Source organism: Saccharopolyspora sp. MMCC62 (genome assembly GCF_057736575.1).
Genome location: NZ_JBYKCM010000004.1, coordinates 559,961 through 576,171 on the forward strand (window position 1 = coordinate 559,961; position 16,211 = coordinate 576,171).

Here is a 16,211-nt window from a genome sequence, read left to right on the forward strand (position 1 = left end):
GACCCCGAATTTCGGTGGCACCGGGCGGAACGACGTGTCGAGGAGGCCCCGCCGTGCGGGTGGACATCCGGGTCGAGTCACTGACCCACGAGTACGACGAGCACGTGACCGCGCTGCGCGGGATCTCCACGACCGTGCGCCAGGGCGAGCGGGTCGCGGTCATCGGTCCCAACGGCGCGGGCAAGACGACGTTCGTGCAGCACTTCAACGGGTTGGCCCGGCCGACCGCGGGCCGCGTGCTGGTCGGTGACCTGGACACCGCCGAGCAGCCGATCGCGGCGCTCGCGGCGCGGGTCGGGTTCGTGTTCCAGAACCCCGCGGACCAGCTGCACGCGCGGACCGTCGCCGCCGAGGTCCGCTTCGGGCCGCGGAACCTGGGGCACCCGGCGCGCCAGGTGGAGGCGCAGGTGGCGGCCGCGCTGGCCGCGACCGGGCTCACCGACGTCGCCGACGCGCACCCGTACCACTTGGCGCCCGCGCAGCGGAAGCTGGTGGCGATCGCCTCGGTGCTGGCCATGAACACCCCGGTGGTGGTGCTGGACGAGCCGACCACCGGTCAGGACGCGTTCGCGCTGGACGTGCTCAGCGCGATCATCGCGGACCTCGCGGCGTGGGGGCGGACCGTCATCGCCACCACGCACGACATGGACTTCTGCGTGGAGAACTTCGACCGGGTGCTGCTGCTCACCGACGGCGAGCTGGTCGCCGACGGCGCGCCCGCCGAGGTCTTCACCGACACCGCCCCGCACCGCCTGCCGCAGCTCTTCCGCCTGGCCGGCTCGCTCGGCTGGGAATCCCGACCCACCACAGTGGACGATTTCGTAGCCACCCACACCACCCACCACAGGTGAATAGCCCATTCGCCCACTCTGGTTGGGCGGGTGGGCCATTCACCTGGTGGATGGGTGCCGGTTCGTGTCGGGTGAGTGGCCCATTCGCCCATTTTCGTTGGGCTGATGGGCCATTCACCTGGTGGTGAGCGGGGGCGCGCCGGAGTGGCGCGCCCCCGCTCCGCCTCCCGCGTGCGGGCCGGGTCGGGGTTTCCGGCGCCGCGACCTGCGGGAGGCCGCCCGGGACGGGAACGGGACGGGGAGAGGGGGCCCGTCCGCCCCGGGAGTCTTCAGCCGAACAGTCCTGGCTCGGGTCTCGGGAGTTCAGCGCGCAGCAGCTCGTTGCAGCCGGTGCAGGTCGGCGCCACCACCCAGTCCTGTTCGGACGGATCCGCGGCCAGCTCCACCCCGGCACCGCACACCGCGACCGCACTCGGCTCACCACACCAACGACGACCCCGGAACGCGTGCCGCACGACATCCCCACCAGGACGCCAGAAATGCCGGTCAACCATCGGACACCGCCGCGCACTCCCGGCAGGCATCCCGGTCGAACGTGCCCTCCGGGCAGGCGCCGCGCCGCAGGTGCACCGGCCCGTACACGAACGCCCCGCACCACGCGGGCAACGCACCACCGTCGGACCGCCACACCACGTGCCACCGCGAATCCACCGGACCACACGACGCGGCCCAGATCGGAACATCCATCGCCCACCTCCGATGCAAGTTCAGGATTGATTCAGTGGCTGACACTGTCAGAATCTATTGCTGACAGAATCATTGAGCAAGATCCCTTTTCGGGTGATCCACCTGGTGTGCGCATGATCGTTAGGCTTGGTCCATGTCGACAGCTCGCCGCAGGCAACTAGGTTCTTGGCTCGTCAAGCTGCGCAAGCAGTCCGGCTGCGACGTCGGGGAAGCGAGCCGGGCGCTCGGCTGCTCCGAATCCAAGATCCGGCACCTCGAAGCGGGCCGGTCCAAGGTCAAGAAGGCCGAGCTCGACCTGCTGGTGGAGCGCTACGGCGCGCCCGCCGAAGTGCGTTCCCAGCTGGAGGAAACTCGGCTGCACACCGAGGAACGCGGCTGGTGGGAGTCCTACCGCGTGCCCGAGTGGTTCGCACCGTTCGTCGACTTCGAGTCGTTCGCGACGGAGGCGGCGTGCTTCGAACTCGACCTGATCCCGGGGCCGCTGCAAACCGAGCGCTACGCCTATGAAATTCACCGGGCAGGGCGGTACACGACGAATCCGCAGGACATAGCTCGACGCGTGAAAGCACGCGTTGAGCGTCGGAAACGCCTCACCGGTGATTCCCCCATGTACCTCCGCGCGGTGATCAGCGAGTCCGCGTTGCACCGAGTCGTGGGGAGTCACTCGGTCATGGCTGAACAGCTGCAACAAGTTCTCGAACTGTGCGAACAACCCAACGTCATCGTGCAGCTGCTTCCGTTCGAGGCGGGAGCGCATGCCTCTCCTAGCGGATCGTTCGTCGTGCTGGCCTTCGACCAGCCGGAGGACGAGTCGATCGGCTTTCTCGACACCCCGCTCGGCGGGCACATCATCGACCGGGCCGAAGACGTCACTGCGCTCCGATACGTCTTCGACGAAGTGCGATCCCATGCACTTCCCGTGCCTGCGACACTGGAACGGGTGACCTCCATTCGGGACGCCCACCAGTGCAGACACGAGAAGGGCTAGCAGTGGATCTTCACGACGCGAAGTGGCGCAAGTCGTCCCAGTCGAACTCCGGAGGTTACTGCGTCGAGGTGGCGGTCACCCCGGCCGTCGTTGGCGTGCGGGACACCAAGGACCGCGCCGCCGGGTACTTCACCACCGACCACGTCCGCTGGAACGAGTTCCTCACCGCGGTCAAGTCCGGCCGCTACTCGCGCTGACCGTGCTCGGCGAAGCTCGCCGTCGTCCCGGCTAGTGACCTGGGAGGTGAGATCCCATGAACGTGACGCCCACGAACTGGCGGAAGTTCAGCCGTTCGCACCAGGTTTCCAACTGCGTCGAGGTCGGGCGGTTCGAGTCCGGCGCCGCGGTCCGGGACACGAAGGACCGCGCGGCCGGGTACCTGGCCGTCGACGGCGCCCGGTGGCACGAGTTCCTCGCCGCCATCGAGTCGGGTCGTTACGCGCGCTGATCCGCCCGGCCGCCGGATGTCGCGTCGCTCGGTGCGGGGCGTTCGGTGGAGTCCGGTCCGCCGCTCGCGCCGCGCACCGCCCGGATTCCGGGCCGCGACGGGGGACTGGCAGCATGCACGTCTGCCCCGAGAGGGCGCGGCCCGCCCCGGTTCCCGGCGCGGGGATCGCGGTATCGAGAGGTTTCGTCGTGCAGTTGACGCATGTCGCCCGAGGGAGCCGCCGGGGCCTGGTCCTGGCCGGCGGCGGGCTGGTGGATGCGCTGGGGACCGGGTTGTTCCTGGTGCTCATCCCGGTGTACGTGGTGGTGCGGCTGGGGATCGACCCCGTGCAGGTCGGTGTGGTCGTCGGCGTCGCGAACTTGATCGCGCTCGCCTCGCCGGGGCCCGCGGGCTGGTTGTCCGACCGGATCGGCGCCGGTGGGGTGTGGACGTTCCTGCTGCTGGTGCGCGCCGTCGGCTACGCGGCTTTCCCGTTCGTGTCCTCGTTCTGGGCGTACGCGGTGCTGCTGTGCGTGCTCGGCCTGGCCGACCGGGCCAGCACGCCCGTGCAGCAGCTGTTCCTGCTCCAGTCCGAGAGCCCCGAGAACCGCAGCCGCGCGATGGCCGTGCTGCGCACCGCCCGCAACATCGGGATGAGCGCGGGCCTGCTGCTCGGCGGCGTCGTCGTCTCCATCGGCACGGACACCGCCTACTTCACCGGGTTCGCGATCAACGCGGCGTCGTTCGCGGTGCTGCTGGCCGTCGTGCGGCTGCTCATCCGGCGCGGCAGCGGCCCGCTGCCGGTGTCCGCGGAACCCGCGGAACCCGCGGTCGAATCGCCCGAACGGCGCAAGGCCGTGCTGAAGGACCCGCGCTACCTGACGTTGGTGGCGGGCAACGCGATCCTGCTGCTGCACGACTCGGTGCTGTTCACCCTGCTGCCGCTGTGGATCATCACGCGGACCCCGCTGGCCGACGGCTGGGTCGGTCCGCTGCTGGCGATCAACACCGTGCTCACCGTCGGGTTGCAGGTGCCGCTGACCCGGTGGACCCGCACGATCCCGGCCGCGCGCCGCACCGCCATCCGCGCGCTGGTGCCGCTGCTGGTCGCCACGGGCTGCTTCTTCGGCGCGGAGAACGCGTCCGCGGACGTGGTGCTGCTCGTCGCGGTGCTGGCCGTCGTGCTGATGACGGTGGGGGAGAACATGCACTCGGTGTCCGCGTTCGAGCTCTCGTACCGGCTCGCGCCGGAGCGGTCGATGGGCGCCTACCTCGGCGCTTTCGACTTCGGGCAGGCCGTGCAGTTCGCCGTCGGACCGCCGTTCATGACCGTCGTCGTGCTGCGTGGCGCGCTGCTCGGCTGGGGTGCGCTGGGCGCCGCGTTCGCCGTCGGCACCGTGCTGGTCGCGGCCGCCGCCCGGAAGAAGAGCTGACCGGTTCCGGGTTCGTTCTCCCGGAATCGGGGTGCGACGGGATCTCCGGTCGGGTGAATCGTTGGCGCGGCGGGATTCCCGCTGCGGGCTCGTCCGCCACCGGCGACGCGCGGGAGGCCCGCGCCCGGTTCGACCGCGCGGCCCGCCGAGCTTCGGCACCACCCGGAGAAAGCACCGCCGGGTCGGAGCCTCGCGGTCGACCCCGATCGCCGGGCGGCTTCACGACCTGCAACGGGGGCAGCCCGGACGGCGCGCGCAGCGTGGTCGTCAGCATCGACACCGACTCGCTGGTGCCGGAGCCCGGCGTGCCCGCGCCCACCACGGACCCGGTATCGGACCTCGTCGAGAACGCCCGCCGCGGCGACGCCCCGCCGCCGGACTCGGCCCGCAGCGCTGATCTGGCCCGCAGCGCTGATCCGGTCCGCCGCCGCCGGACCCGGCCGCCCACCGCGGGCGCGGGTCCGGCGCGCACGTCGGCGGGTCACTCGGCGAGGCGGGTCAGCGCCTCCGCGAGGCCGTGCCGCTCGAACTCCGGCCGCTGGCCGCCGAGGTCGAGGAACCGGCGCATCCGGCGCTGCGCCTCGCCGCCGACCAGCAGGTGGTTCGCGGCGTGCGCCTCCTCCAGCAGGCCCAGCGGGGTGGGCAGCTCCGCCGCCGCGACCGCGGACTTGGCCTGCGCGATCGCGGCCGGGGCGAACGTGGCGAGCCTGCCGACGAGCCGCTCCACGAACGGCCCGGCCTCGGCCGCGTCCAGGGCGCGGTTCACCAGCCCGTAGCTCGCCGCGAGGTCCGCGTCGAACTCGTCGCAGCCGAGGATCACCTCCAGCGCCCGCGATCGGCCGAGCAGCTTCGGCAACCGCTGCGTGCCCGTGGCGCCCGGCAACAACCCGAGCGCCACCTCCAAGTGGCTGAACACCGCCGCGCCGCGCACCGCGAACGCCATGTCGCACGAGGTGACGATCTCCGGACCGGCACCGGACGTGCGCCCCGCGACCACCGCGATCGTCGCCTGCGGCAACGCCCGCAGGTCCTCGAACAGCTGCTGCAGCGCGGTGAGCCGCGTCGGCTTCGGCGGCACCGACTCGACCGGGTCCAGGAACAGGTTCAGGTCCGCGTGCCCGACGAAGAAGTCCGGGTCGGCGCTGTCGAACACGACCACGCCCAGGTCGGGACGGGCCGCCAGCCGCGTGACCAGGGCCCGCAGGTCCTCGATCATCGCCGGGTCGAACAGGTTGATGGGGGCGTGGTCGAACGTGACCCGGGCGACCGGGCCGTCCTCGACGACGCGCAACGTGCTGGGAACGGGTGACATCCGCCGCCTTCCGAGTTGACCCGAGCTGATCCGTGCTGACCCGAGCTGATCCGAGCGGGGCGGCCGGTCGACCGCCCGGCACCGATCCTGCGAGGCCGGGGGCCCGCTGCGGCAGTGCGGAACGCGGGTGGGAGCGCTGCACCCCCGCCGCGGACCGCCCGTCCGCCGTAAGCTCCGGGACGTGACCGCCACCCGTCCCACCGCGCTCGGCGGCTTCCTGCGCGCGGCCCGCGGCCGCGCCACCGCCGACGCGCGGCACCTCGCCCCCGGCGGGCCGCGGAAGGTGCCCGGCCTGCGGCGGGAAGAGGTCGCGGTGCTCGCCGGGGTGAGCGCCAACTACTACACCCGGCTCGAACAAGGACGGGAGCGGCATCCGTCGCCGCAGGTCGTCGATGCCCTGTCGGGCGCGCTCGGGCTGAACCCGGATGAGACCGGGCACCTGCGCGCCCTCGCGGGCGGTGCCGCCCCGGTGGGGTCGCCGCGGGCCGACGTCGCGCCCGAACTGCGGGCCCTGCTGGACGCGTGGACGGGCACTCCGGCGGTCGTGCTCAGCGACGCCCTCGACGTGCTCGCGCTGAACGACCTCGCGCGGGCCGTGCACTCGGGATTCGCGCGGCTCGACAACTTCGCGCTGCTGACGTTCCTCGACCCGCACGCGGCCGAGTTCTACTCGGACTGGCCGGGCGCGGCGGCCGTGACCGCCGGGAACCTCCGGCTGGCGCTCGGCCGCGGACCCGGCGACGCCCGGCTGCACGAGGTGATCGCCGAGCTGGCGGAGCGCAGCGCGGAGTTCCGGCGGCTGTGGGCGCGCAACACGGCAGGCGGGAAATCGGTGGCGCACAAGCGGTTCCACCACCCCGAAGCCGGTCTGCTGGAGCTGACGTACCAGGCGTTCGACGTGCGCGGGGCGCCCGGCCAGCAGCTCGTCGTCTACGCGCCGGAACCCGGCGGCCGGACGGCCGACGCCCTCGCCCGCCTGGCACCGTCCCTCGACCCCACCAGGTGAACGCCCCACCCGCCCGACCCCACTGGGCGAGTGGCCCACTCACCTGCCGCCGGGACCCGCCGAGTCGACCAGGTGAGTGTCCCGTTCGCCCAGCCCCGTTGGGCGGGTGGGCCATTCACCTGTCGCCGGGTCGTGCCAGGTTGGGCGGGTGGGTGTCCCGTTCGCCGATGTCGTGGGGCGAGTGGCCCACTCACCTGCCGCTGGGACCTGCCGAGTCGACCAGGTGAGTGTCCCGTTCGCCCAGCCCCGTTGGGCGGGTGGGCCATTCACCTCTCATGGTGGGGCCTTCGGGGTGGGAGAGCGAGGTGCCGGCGGGAGCGGAGGTCAGTCCGCTGTGGACTCGGTTTTGGTCGTTGCGGGGCGTTGGTGCGGGAGCCGGACGGTGACGGTGAGACCACCACCGGGGTTCGCGCCGGCACCCGCCGTCCCGCCGTGGGAGTGCGCGATCGCGCGGACCAGGGTGAGCCCGAGCCCGTGCCCGCGGTTGCCGGTGCGGCCGCGATGCCTGCGGAACGCCTCGAACAGCTCACCGGGGTCCGCGGCGGTGAGGTCCTCGCCGGTGTTCGCGGCGGTGATCGTCACCGCGCCGTCGGCGGCCTCGACGGACAGCCGGGCGCCGCCGCCGCGGTGGTTGTGCCGCACCGCGTTCTGCAGCAGGTTCAGCAGCAGGTGGTGCAGCAGGTCCCGGTCCCCGTCCACCCGGGCCGGGCGCAGCTCGCCGCGCACCTCCACCCCGGCCGCGGCGGCCTCCGCGCGCACCTGCTCCAGCGCGCCCTCGGCCACCACGTCCAGGTCGACCGGCCGCGGATCGGAGATGCCGTGATCGGCCCGGGACAGCGCCAGCAACGACTCCACCGTCGTGATGCTGCGCTCGTTGGTGGCGAGCAGCTTCGGCCCCAGCACCGCCAGCTCGTGGTCCTCGGGATGCGCCAGCGCCACCTGCAGCATGGTGCGGGTCGTCGCCAGCGGGGTGCGCAGCTCGTGCGAGGCGTTCGCCGCGAACCGCTGCTGAGCCTCGAAGCTGCCGTGCAACCGGTCCAGCATCGTGTCGATGGTGTCCGCGAGCTCGGTGAACTCGTCGCGGCGCCCGCCCAACCGGATGCGCTCCCGCAGGTTGTCGCCCGCCACCGTGCGCGCCGTCGACGCGATCCGGTGCACCGGCGCCAGGATGCGGCCCGCGATGAACCAGCCGACCACGAACGCCACCAGCGCCAGTCCCGCCAGCGCCACCCCCGACACCTGCAGCAGCACGTCCAGGAAGTCGTTCCTGGTGGCGATCGAGGTCGTCAGCGCGGGCCGGACCTCGACCCCGGGCAGCGCGTCCGCCCGCGGCAGCGGCAGCGCGGGTGGCACGTAGTCCGGCAGGTACCGCATCAACGCGTACACCATCACCAGCAGCAGCACCCCGCAGGCCAGCACCGCACCGCCCAGCAGCAGCATCAACCGCACCCGGATCGACGACCGGGCGGGCCGCAGCGCCGCCGACACGCTCACGCCGGAGCCCCCAGGAAGTAGCCGACGCCCGTCGAGGTGCGCAGCACCGGCGGATCGCCGAGCTTGCGGCGCAACGTGGACACGGTGATGCGCACCGCGTTCGTGAACGGGTCCGCGTGCTCGTCCCACGCCTTCTCCAGCAGGTGCTCGGCGCTGAGCACCGCGCCGTCCGCGCGCAGCAGCAGCTCCAGCACCGCGAACTCCTTGCGGGTCAACCGCAGCGGCCGCAGCCCGCGGTGCGCCTCCCGCCGCGCCGGATCGAGCCGCAGGTCGGCGAAGGTCAGCACCGGCGGCCGAGCCGGGGCGGCGCGCCGCCGCAGGGCGTGCAGCCGGGCCACCAGCTCCGGGAAGTCGAACGGTTTCACCAGGTAGTCGTCCGCGCCCAGGTGCAGCCCGTCCACCTTGTCGGCGAGCCTGCCCGCCGCGGTGAGCATCAGGACTCGGCACTCCGGGTGCTCGGCCACCACCTGCCTGCACACCTCGTCGCCGTGCACGCCGGGGAGGTCGCGGTCCAGCACCAGCACGTCGTAGTCGTGCACCGCCACGTTCTCCAGCGCGGTGCGGCCGTCGCCCGCGATGTCCACGGCCATGCCCTCCTTCTGCAAGCCGGAGCGCACCGCCTCGGCGAGGAACTCCTCGTCCTCCACGACCAGCACCCGCACCGAAGAACCTCCCGCCACTGCGCACCCCGCGCGCCGGGGCGTGCACATGATCCGCGACCGCGCATATGGCGGCCGTATGGCGCCGGCCAGACGCCCGCCACAACCCCGCCCTGGCTAGATGGGTTCCGAGCGCGGCACCCCGCCGCGGTCCCGCCCACCGGGCGGTTCTCCCGCAGGGAAGGGAAGTTCTCATGAAGTCCATCCGCAAGAAGGTCGTCGTCGCGGCCGCGGGCCTCGCCGTCGTGCTCGGCGGCGCGGGCGGTGCCGTCGCGTTCGCCGGGACCTCCGACGAGCCGGGCCGCCCGGTCGAGTGCGCGCCGGCCACACCGCTGGACCGGGATCGGCCCGACCTGGTCGTCGAGCCCGCGAAGCTCGTCGACGGTGCCTCGGACGAGATCGTCGGCTGCGCGCCCGCCCACCCGGTGGAACCCGGCCGGGACGCCGTGCCCGCTCAGCCCGTCCACGAGGTGCCGCCCGCCGAGGACGTGCCGCCCGCCGAGGACGTGCCGCCCGCTGAAGACGTGCCGCCCGCGCAGGACGTGCCGCCCGCGCAGCCGGTCCAGCCGGGCCAGGACGTCGTGCCGGCCCAGCCCGTCCAGGATGCCGCACCCGCACAACCGGTGGAGCCCGGTTCGGACGCGGTTCCCGCCCGGCCGGTCGAGGGCGCGCCCGCCGAGTGACCTGCCGCGGGTGGCCGCGGGAGCGGAGCCGGTGGTGCCCGGGTGGGGCCGCGGGACCACCGGTCGCCGCACCCGGCCACCCGCGTCCCGGGGCGCGAGAGGTCTTTCGCCGGACGTGCGAGAACGCCCCACCGAGACGAGTCGGTGGGGCGTTCTCGCGCCGAACGTCAGCGCTGGGCCGGAGCGCCGGGGGCGCCGGGGACGCTTTCGACCGGGTCTTCGGAGGGCTGGCCCGGAACGGTCTCCACCGGGGCGCCACCGGGCTGGCCGGGGACGCTCTCGACGGGGTCTTCGGCGGGCTGGCCGGGGACGCTCTCGTTCGGGTCCTCGGAGGGCTCGGTCGGCACGCAGGGCACGCCGTCGCCGGGCACGCCCGGGTCGCCGGGGACGCTGTCGCCCAAGGTGCCGGGGGCGCCCGGGTCGCCGGGAACGCTTTCGCCGTGGCAGATCTCCACCGGCGGCGGAACCGGCGCGTCGGCCAGTGCGGCTCCCGCGCCGGAGAGCAGACCGGCGGCGGCCAGCGCCGCGATCGCCGCGGTGCCGAAGGTGCGGGACAGCTGCATGGTTCTCTCCTCGTTAGCTTCCGCAGCCGGGGTTCCGGCCACGGCGAGGAAGCTACGGAGCGAGCCGTAAGTCCACGCGCAGCGCGGCGCTTACGTTTTCCTTACCTTGCCGCGCAACCGAATTCGCATCGTCCACTGTGGTAGACAACCGCCATGAGAGTCCTGGTGGTGGAGGACGACGGCCTGCTCGCCGACGCGGTGGCGGAAGGGCTGCGCGACGCCTCGCTCGCGGTCGACATCGTGCACGACGGGGCCGCGGCGCTGGAGCGCTGCGCCGTCAACGAGTACGACGTGGTGGTGCTGGATCGGGACCTGCCCGCCGTGCACGGCGACACGGTGTGCCGCCGGATCGTCGCGAGCGGCGCCGACACCCGGGTGCTGCTGCTCACCGCTGCGGCGGAGGTGCCGGACCGCGTGTCCGGGCTGGAGCTCGGCGCCGACGACTACCTGGCGAAGCCGTTCGCGTTCGCCGAGCTCGTCGCCCGGGTGCGGGCGCTCGGCAGGCGCAGCCGCCCAGCGAGCCCGCCCGTGCTGGAGCGCTCGGGAGTCCGGCTCGACCTCGGCCGCCGCGAAGCCACCCGCGAAGGGCGCCCGCTGTCCCTGTCGCACAAGGAATTCGCGGTCCTGGAAGAACTGCTGCGCGCCGACGGCACCGTCGTGTCCGCCGAAGACCTCCTGGAACGCGCGTGGGACGAGAACATCAACCCGTTCACCAACGTGGTGCGGGTGACGCTGTCCGGGCTGCGCCGCAAGCTCGCCGACCCCGCCGTCATCGAAACCGTCCCGAAATCGGGATACCGGATACCGTGAAGACCGGCAGAACTCTCGCGACCCGGCTGACGATCACCTACACGGCGCTGACCGCGGTCATCGGCGCACTGCTGCTCGCGGGCACGCTCGCGCTCGCCTGGTGGCAGCTGCCGGACGAGGTGATGGAAGCCGTGCCCGCCGTGTCGGCGGACGACCCGAACCCGCCGCCACCCCCGATCGACCCCGAGGTCATCGAGGTGCGCGCGGACGCCACCACGGCGCTGCTGCTGGCCGGTCTCGCCGGGCTCGTGGTGTTCGTGGCGCTGGCCGCGGTCCTCGGCCGGATCATGGCGGTGCGCGCGCTGCGCCCCGTGCACCTGATCACCGAGACCGCGCGGCGCGCCGCCGAGCAGGACCTCGCCGTGCGGATCGGCCTGGACGGGCCGTCCGACGAGGTGAAGCGGCTGGCCGACACCTTCGACCACATGCTGGTGCGGCTGGAGAGCTCGTTCACCAGCCAGAGCCGGTTCATCGCGAACGCCGCGCACGAACTGCGCACTCCGGTCGCCACCGCCCGCACCCTCGCCGAGGTCGCCCAGGCCCGGCCCGGCGCCAGTCCCGACGCGCTGCGCCTGGCCGGGAAGGTCCTGGAGAACACGGCCAGGCAGGAAGCGCTGCTCACCGGGCTGCTCGCGCTCGCGCAGAACACCGAGACCCTCCGCGACAAGCAGCAGCCCGTCGACCTGGCCCGGCTGACCGGGGACGTGCTCGACTCCCGGGCCGCGGGTGGGCTCGCGGTGCGCGCCGAGCGGGCACCGGCGGTGGTGCCGGGCGACCCGGTGCTGCTGGGCCAGCTGGTGCGCAACCTGGTGGACAACGCGTGCCTGCACAACGTGCCGGGCGGCTGGATCGAACTGCGCACCGGCACCGCGGGCGGGCGGGCCTCGCTGACCGTCGCCAACAGCGGAGCGGTGATCGAGCCCGCGGACGAGTCGCTGCTGTTCGAACCGTTCCGGCGGCTGCACCTGGACCGGGTGCAGCGCCCGCGCGGATCCGGCCTGGGGCTCTCCGTGGTCCGCGCCGTCGCCGAAGCGCACGGCGGGACGGCCGTCGCGCACCCGCTCGACGGCGGCGGCCTCCGCGTCGAAGTCGACCTCCCCGCGGCGCCCGCCCGCACCGCCGAACTCGTCGCCTGACCGGCGCCGCCCCGGTCCGATGAGTGAGATCTCGCCCGGGTGGGTACCGCGACGGGAAGAGTCGAAGGACCGAGACGAGGAGGCCCGCGGCACATGGCCGACAACGCGCACTTCATCACCAACGCGGGCGGAGCCCCGGAGATCATCGTGCGGGACGACCGGGGGTCCCCGGTGACGAGGCTCGCGCTCCCGGCCGAGATCTCCCGCCCGGAACAGGCGGACGAGGCGCTCGGCGAAGCCGGCTGGACCCGCCGAGCCGACTGGACCACCGCCGACGACGGCTGGGTGGTGCCGGTCGTCCCGGCCTGATCCGCACCCGAGCCGAAGCGACGCCGCGAGAAGTGAGGAGGAGGCCTTGGCACAGCAGGAACTCCCGCTGCCCGACTACGACGAACTGCCGTTGGGGACGTTGCGCCACCGGATGCGCGCGCTGGACGAGGACGAGATCCGGTCGTTGCTGGACCACGAGCGCGACCACGCCGCACGGGCCCCGGTGATCACGTTGCTCACGAGCCGCCTCGACGACCTGGAGCGGGGCGCCACGCCCTCGGGCGGGTCGCAGGAGCAGATGCCGGAGGTGTCCGAGCACAAGCGCACCGGCTCGCCGGTGACCCCGGACGCCCCGGCACAACCGGGCCGCTCCACCGGGCACGGCACCGTCGGCCCGACCGGGAAGGGCATCGAGCACGGCGAATGAGGCGGCACCGCCGCCCGGCCCCCGCAGCGCCAGCGCACCCGAGCGCTCAGCGAGGCGGGGGCCTCCGCATGTTCGCGCGACTTCCTCGACGGCCCGTCCTCACAGGTCAACGCATTGTGCGCATTGTTCGGGGCGAAGCGCACAAAGCTTCGGCCGGGCCGCGGCGGCTTTGGTCAAAGTTGGCTGGAAACCGGCCGCGAGCACTCCCTAACGTCATCGGCGTGCGGTGCTCCGGGGGTGAGCGCCGCACGGTGAAACCGATGGCCGGGCCGACGAACCCGGCCGCGCACTGGGAGGAACTCGCATGAACTCGAAGGCATTCCGCCGCATCGCCGGAGCGACCGCGGGCACCGCCGCCTGCATGGCGCTGCTCGTCGCACCCGCCTCCGCCGCGCCCGACGCGACCACGAAGGCCGACCACACCTACTCGGTCAGCTGCACCGGCGGCAAGGCGAACCTGTCCTGGTCGACCGGCACCATCAACACCCGCGTCTACTACAACAACCACTGCTCCACCACCGCCAAGGTCAGCGTGCAGCTCGCCGACGCGGAGAACACCTGGCTGGAGTGCCTGTCGATGCCGGCGGGGAAGAAGAGCAGCAAGGAGTTCAACCACGGGCTCTCCGGCTCCATCCAAAAAATGATCAAGGGCTGCTGAAGGATTCTCGGCTCCTCTTGCCAGGGGGGCAGGTGGCGGAACCTCAGCGGTTCCCTCGCTGCGGGATCGATTTCACCGGTGGCTCCGCCACAGGAGAAATCGCTGTCCTCGCGAGGGAACCGCTGAGAACCCGCGGCGGTGCCGGTGTCTTGCGTGGTCGCCGATCAGCGGCTTCGCCGCGGACAGGAAGACGGCACGACCCGTCGGGTTCTTCCGGGGTGCCTGCGGTGCCGTCGCCCGCCCGGCCCGCGCGGCCGGGCGGGGTTCGGCGTGTCGGGTGGGGGAGTTCCGGGCTTCTCTCCTGGTCCCCGAGGGGTGGTTCCGCGCTGGAGCGGTCCGGTGACCGCGCGTGGATCACAGCGTGCACGCGGAGTACTACAGTGTGCGGACGGCTTCTCGGCGGCGGCAGGAAGATCACACGTATGAGCGTCTCGGGCAAGGACCCGTACCCACCGCAAACCGCGGACTTGACCAAGCCCAGCGTGGCCCGGGTGTACGACTGGTACCTCGGCGGCGACGCGAACTGGGCCATCGACCGCGCCTTCGGGCGCAGCGTCATCGACAAGTACCCGCTGCTGCGCCCGATCGCGATCAGCAACCGGCTGTTCCTGCACCGCGCGGTGCGGCGGCTGGTCGCGCACGGCGTGCACCAGTTCATCGACATCGGATCCGGCGTGCCGACGATGGGCAACACGCACTCGGTGGCCGAGGAGATCGAACCGGACTCGCGCGTCGTCTACATCGACAACGAGCCGGTCGCCGTCGCGCACTCCAAGGTGCTGCTGGACAAGCACGGCGACCCGAACCGGCACGCCGCCGTCAACGCGGACCTGCGCAACCCGGACAAGCTGTGGCAGCGCGCGCTCGAAACCGGCGTGCTGGACCTGGAGAAGCCGATCGCGGTGCTGCTCATCGCGGTCCTGCACGTCCAGCAGTTCGGACCCGACGGCACCGACGTCTCCGAGCAGGTCGTCGCCCGCTACCGCGAGTTGGTGCCGCCCGGCTCGTACCTCGTGATCTCGCACATCACCGACGACGGGGTGCTGCCGGAGATGGAGGACAAGCTCGCGGGCATCAAGGCCATGTACGACCGCTCCTCCAGCCCGGTGATCTGGCGGCCCCGCAAGGACATCGAAGGCCTGCTCGGCGACTTCGAGCTGATGGAACCGGGCATGGCCTGGACGTCCGAGTGGCACCCGGAGGACCGCAGCCCCAACCACACCAAGGACCTCGGGTTCGAGCACCCCGAGCAGTCCGGGATCTGGGCGGGAGTCGGGCGCAAACCGCTCAAGCCGCGCGGCTAGCACCCTTGCCGTCCCGCCACCGATCGTTAGGCTCGGCGTCGCACACGTGGCGCCGAGCCGGGAGCGGACAGTGGACGACCAGGACTTCTGGCGGTTCGCCGCCGACCACCTCGTCAGGTACGGCGGGCCCTTCACCCCGCGGATCATCGAGCGGGCCGAGGGCGCGCACGTCCACGACTCGGACGGGAACGCCATCCTGGACTTCACGTCCGGGCAGATGAGCGCGCTGCTCGGCCACGCGCACCCGGACGTGGTGCGCGCGGCGGGGGAGGCGGTCGCGAACCTCGGCCACCTCTACTCGGGAATGCTGAGCAGGCCGGTCGTGGAGCTCGGCAAGCGGCTCGCCGCGACGCTGCCGGACCCGCTGGAGCGGATGCTGCTGCTGAGCACCGGCGCCGAGTCCAACGAGGCCGCCATCAAGATGGCGAAGCTGCACACCGGCGGCTACGAGGTCGTCGCTTTCGACCGCTCCTGGCACGGCATGACCTCCGGTGCCGCGGCCGCCACGTTCTCCGCGGGCCGCCGCGGGTACGGGCCGCCGGTGCCCGGGAACCTGACGCTGCCGACCCCGGACGCCTACCGCTCGCCGTTCCGGCACGCCGACGGCTCCTACGACTGGGAGTCCGAACTGGACTACGGCTTCCGGCTCGTCGATCAGCAGTCCACCGGGAACTTCGCCGCCTGCGTGGTGGAACCGATCCTGTCCTCCGGCGGCATCATCGAACTCCCCGCGGGCTACCTGGCGAAGCTGCGCGAGCACTGCGACCGGCGCGGCATGCTGCTGGTCCTCGACGAGGCGCAGACCGGCCTCGGCCGCACCGGCACGATGTACGCGTTCGAACGCGACGGCGTGGTGCCGGACCTGCTGACGCTGTCGAAGACGCTCGGCGCGGGCATCCCGGTCGCCGCGGTGCTGACCTCGCCGGAGATCGAGGAGTCCTGCCACGAGCGGGGATTCCTGTTCTTCACCACCCACGTGTCCGATCCGCTCGCCGCCTCGGTGGCGCTGGCCGTGCTCGACGTGCTGGAGCGCGACGACCTGGTGTCCCGGGCCGCGCTGCTCGGCAAGGAGCTGCGGTCCCGGCTGCTGGACCTGCAGGACCGGTACGAGGTGGTGGGGGACGTGCGCGGTCGCGGCCTGCTGCAGGGCATCGAGCTGGTGACGGACAAGGCGAGCAAGACCCCGGCCGACGACCTCGGCCGCGCCGTCACCGCCGCCTGCCTGGAGCGGGGGCTGCACGTGAACATCGTGCAGCTGCCCGGCATGGGCGGGATCTTCCGCATCGCGCCGCCGCTGACCATCGCGGACGCCGACCTGCACGAGGGCGTGGACCGGCTGGAGGCGGCGCTGCGCGCGGTGGTGGGGTAGGGGACTTCCTTGCGGGCTTGCGGGCTTGCGGGCTTGCGGGCTTGCGGGCTTGCGGGCTTGCGGGCTTGCGGGCTTGCGGGCTCGCGGGCGTAGGCCAGGAGTCCGCGGACGGCGGGCCGTGGACGGCGGAGTCG

General features: G+C 72.7%; 19 protein-coding genes. 14 read left to right on the plus strand and 5 right to left on the minus strand.

The features are described from left to right. The first annotated feature begins 53 nt into the window (after positions 1-53). Positions 54-851: an energy-coupling factor ABC transporter ATP-binding protein gene (locus tag AC29IT_RS12965; RefSeq protein WP_358440886.1), complete on the plus strand. Its 798-nt coding sequence runs from the start codon at positions 54-56 to the stop codon at positions 849-851. A 486-nt stretch (positions 852-1,337) separates the two neighbouring features. Here AC29IT_RS12965 and AC29IT_RS12970 read toward each other — a convergent pair whose 3' ends face one another. Then, entirely contained in the window at positions 1,338-1,502 is a 165-nt protein-coding gene (locus AC29IT_RS12970) for a hypothetical protein (RefSeq protein WP_358440884.1), read from the minus strand. A gap of 169 nt (positions 1,503-1,671) precedes the next feature. Between AC29IT_RS12970 and AC29IT_RS12975 the strand changes: the two genes are divergently transcribed. The 4 genes from AC29IT_RS12975 to AC29IT_RS12990 all read left to right on the plus strand — a co-directional run bounded on the left by AC29IT_RS12975 (position 1,672) and on the right by AC29IT_RS12990 (position 4,386). Then, a complete protein-coding gene (locus AC29IT_RS12975; RefSeq protein ID WP_358440881.1) occupies positions 1,672-2,526 on the plus strand; it encodes a helix-turn-helix domain-containing protein in 855 nt (284 codons plus the stop codon). 2 nt (positions 2,527-2,528) lie between these two features. Then, positions 2,529-2,723 carry a DUF397 domain-containing protein gene (locus AC29IT_RS12980; protein ID WP_358440878.1) on the plus strand — a complete coding sequence of 65 codons (195 nt, stop codon included), beginning with the start codon at positions 2,529-2,531 and terminating at the stop codon, positions 2,721-2,723. 56 nt (positions 2,724-2,779) lie between these two features. Next, on the plus strand, positions 2,780-2,974 hold the full coding sequence (locus tag AC29IT_RS12985; protein ID WP_358440875.1) for a DUF397 domain-containing protein: 195 nt from the start codon (positions 2,780-2,782) through the stop codon (positions 2,972-2,974). Between the two features lie 188 nt (positions 2,975-3,162). Beyond that, positions 3,163-4,386, plus strand: coding sequence for an MFS transporter (locus AC29IT_RS12990; RefSeq protein ID WP_358440873.1), 1,224 nt, complete (start codon positions 3,163-3,165; stop codon positions 4,384-4,386). A 481-nt stretch (positions 4,387-4,867) separates the two neighbouring features. Here the strand turns inward: AC29IT_RS12990 and AC29IT_RS12995 are convergent, their stop codons facing one another. After that, positions 4,868-5,698, minus strand: coding sequence for an enoyl-CoA hydratase/isomerase family protein (locus AC29IT_RS12995; protein ID WP_358440871.1), 831 nt, complete (start codon positions 5,696-5,698; stop codon positions 4,868-4,870). A 181-nt stretch (positions 5,699-5,879) separates the two neighbouring features. Here AC29IT_RS12995 and AC29IT_RS13000 point away from each other — a divergent pair, with 181 nt between their 5' ends. Further along, positions 5,880-6,704, plus strand: coding sequence for a helix-turn-helix domain-containing protein (locus tag AC29IT_RS13000; RefSeq protein WP_488218830.1), 825 nt, complete (start codon positions 5,880-5,882; stop codon positions 6,702-6,704). 324 nt (positions 6,705-7,028) lie between these two features. Here the strand turns inward: AC29IT_RS13000 and AC29IT_RS13005 are convergent, their stop codons facing one another. Then, positions 7,029-8,198: a sensor histidine kinase gene (locus AC29IT_RS13005; RefSeq protein ID WP_488218831.1), complete on the minus strand. Its 1,170-nt coding sequence runs from the start codon at positions 8,196-8,198 to the stop codon at positions 7,029-7,031. Beyond that, the gene (locus tag AC29IT_RS13010; RefSeq protein ID WP_358440865.1) at positions 8,195-8,860 is read right to left on the minus strand and encodes a response regulator transcription factor; all 666 of its coding nucleotides are present in this window, start codon (positions 8,858-8,860) and stop codon (positions 8,195-8,197) included. Before AC29IT_RS13010 ends, AC29IT_RS13005 begins: the two co-directional genes overlap by 4 nt. A gap of 191 nt (positions 8,861-9,051) precedes the next feature. Between AC29IT_RS13010 and AC29IT_RS13015 the strand changes: the two genes are divergently transcribed. Then, positions 9,052-9,540: a hypothetical protein gene (locus AC29IT_RS13015; protein WP_488218832.1), complete on the plus strand. Its 489-nt coding sequence runs from the start codon at positions 9,052-9,054 to the stop codon at positions 9,538-9,540. A 167-nt stretch (positions 9,541-9,707) separates the two neighbouring features. Here the strand turns inward: AC29IT_RS13015 and AC29IT_RS13020 are convergent, their stop codons facing one another. After that, positions 9,708-10,103, minus strand: a complete 396-nt coding sequence (locus tag AC29IT_RS13020) for a hypothetical protein (RefSeq protein WP_358440861.1) — start codon at positions 10,101-10,103, stop codon at positions 9,708-9,710. Positions 10,104-10,256: 153 nt separating this feature from the next. Here AC29IT_RS13020 and AC29IT_RS13025 point away from each other — a divergent pair, with 153 nt between their 5' ends. The 7 genes from AC29IT_RS13025 (at position 10,257) to AC29IT_RS13055 (ending at position 16,077) form a co-directional block, all read left to right on the plus strand. Beyond that, positions 10,257-10,913, plus strand: coding sequence for a response regulator transcription factor (locus AC29IT_RS13025; RefSeq protein ID WP_488218833.1), 657 nt, complete (start codon positions 10,257-10,259; stop codon positions 10,911-10,913). Beyond that, positions 10,910-12,049, plus strand: a complete 1,140-nt coding sequence (locus AC29IT_RS13030) for a sensor histidine kinase (RefSeq protein ID WP_488218834.1) — start codon at positions 10,910-10,912, stop codon at positions 12,047-12,049. Before AC29IT_RS13025 ends, AC29IT_RS13030 begins: the two co-directional genes overlap by 4 nt. 93 nt (positions 12,050-12,142) lie before the next feature. Then, entirely contained in the window at positions 12,143-12,358 is a 216-nt protein-coding gene (locus tag AC29IT_RS13035) for a hypothetical protein (RefSeq protein WP_358440854.1), read from the plus strand. Between the two features lie 46 nt (positions 12,359-12,404). Beyond that, on the plus strand, positions 12,405-12,746 hold the full coding sequence (locus tag AC29IT_RS13040; protein ID WP_488218835.1) for a DUF8129 domain-containing protein: 342 nt from the start codon (positions 12,405-12,407) through the stop codon (positions 12,744-12,746). Between the two features lie 304 nt (positions 12,747-13,050). Continuing rightward, entirely contained in the window at positions 13,051-13,404 is a 354-nt protein-coding gene (locus AC29IT_RS13045) for a hypothetical protein (RefSeq protein WP_358440851.1), read from the plus strand. A gap of 422 nt (positions 13,405-13,826) precedes the next feature. After that, a complete protein-coding gene (locus tag AC29IT_RS13050) occupies positions 13,827-14,708 on the plus strand; it encodes an SAM-dependent methyltransferase (protein WP_488218836.1) in 882 nt (293 codons plus the stop codon). Positions 14,709-14,778: 70 nt separating this feature from the next. Continuing rightward, entirely contained in the window at positions 14,779-16,077 is a 1,299-nt protein-coding gene (locus tag AC29IT_RS13055; RefSeq protein ID WP_488218837.1) for an aspartate aminotransferase family protein, read from the plus strand. Positions 16,078-16,211: the final 134 nt, after the last annotated feature.

Coding starts and splice junctions, on each gene's coding strand:
- AC29IT_RS13045 (WP_358440851.1), top strand. CDS start 13,051: ATGAACTCGAAGGCATTCCGCCGCATCGCCGGAGCGACCGCGGGCACC.
- AC29IT_RS12975 (WP_358440881.1), top strand. CDS start 1,672: ATGTCGACAGCTCGCCGCAGGCAACTAGGTTCTTGGCTCGTCAAGCTG.
- AC29IT_RS13025 (WP_488218833.1), top strand. CDS start 10,257: ATGAGAGTCCTGGTGGTGGAGGACGACGGCCTGCTCGCCGACGCGGTG.
- AC29IT_RS12985 (WP_358440875.1), top strand. CDS start 2,780: ATGAACGTGACGCCCACGAACTGGCGGAAGTTCAGCCGTTCGCACCAG.
- AC29IT_RS12995 (WP_358440871.1), bottom strand. CDS start 5,698: ATGTCACCCGTTCCCAGCACGTTGCGCGTCGTCGAGGACGGCCCGGTC.
- AC29IT_RS13015 (WP_488218832.1), top strand. CDS start 9,052: ATGAAGTCCATCCGCAAGAAGGTCGTCGTCGCGGCCGCGGGCCTCGCC.
- AC29IT_RS13050 (WP_488218836.1), top strand. CDS start 13,827: ATGAGCGTCTCGGGCAAGGACCCGTACCCACCGCAAACCGCGGACTTG.
- AC29IT_RS13035 (WP_358440854.1), top strand. CDS start 12,143: ATGGCCGACAACGCGCACTTCATCACCAACGCGGGCGGAGCCCCGGAG.
- AC29IT_RS13020 (WP_358440861.1), bottom strand. CDS start 10,103: ATGCAGCTGTCCCGCACCTTCGGCACCGCGGCGATCGCGGCGCTGGCC.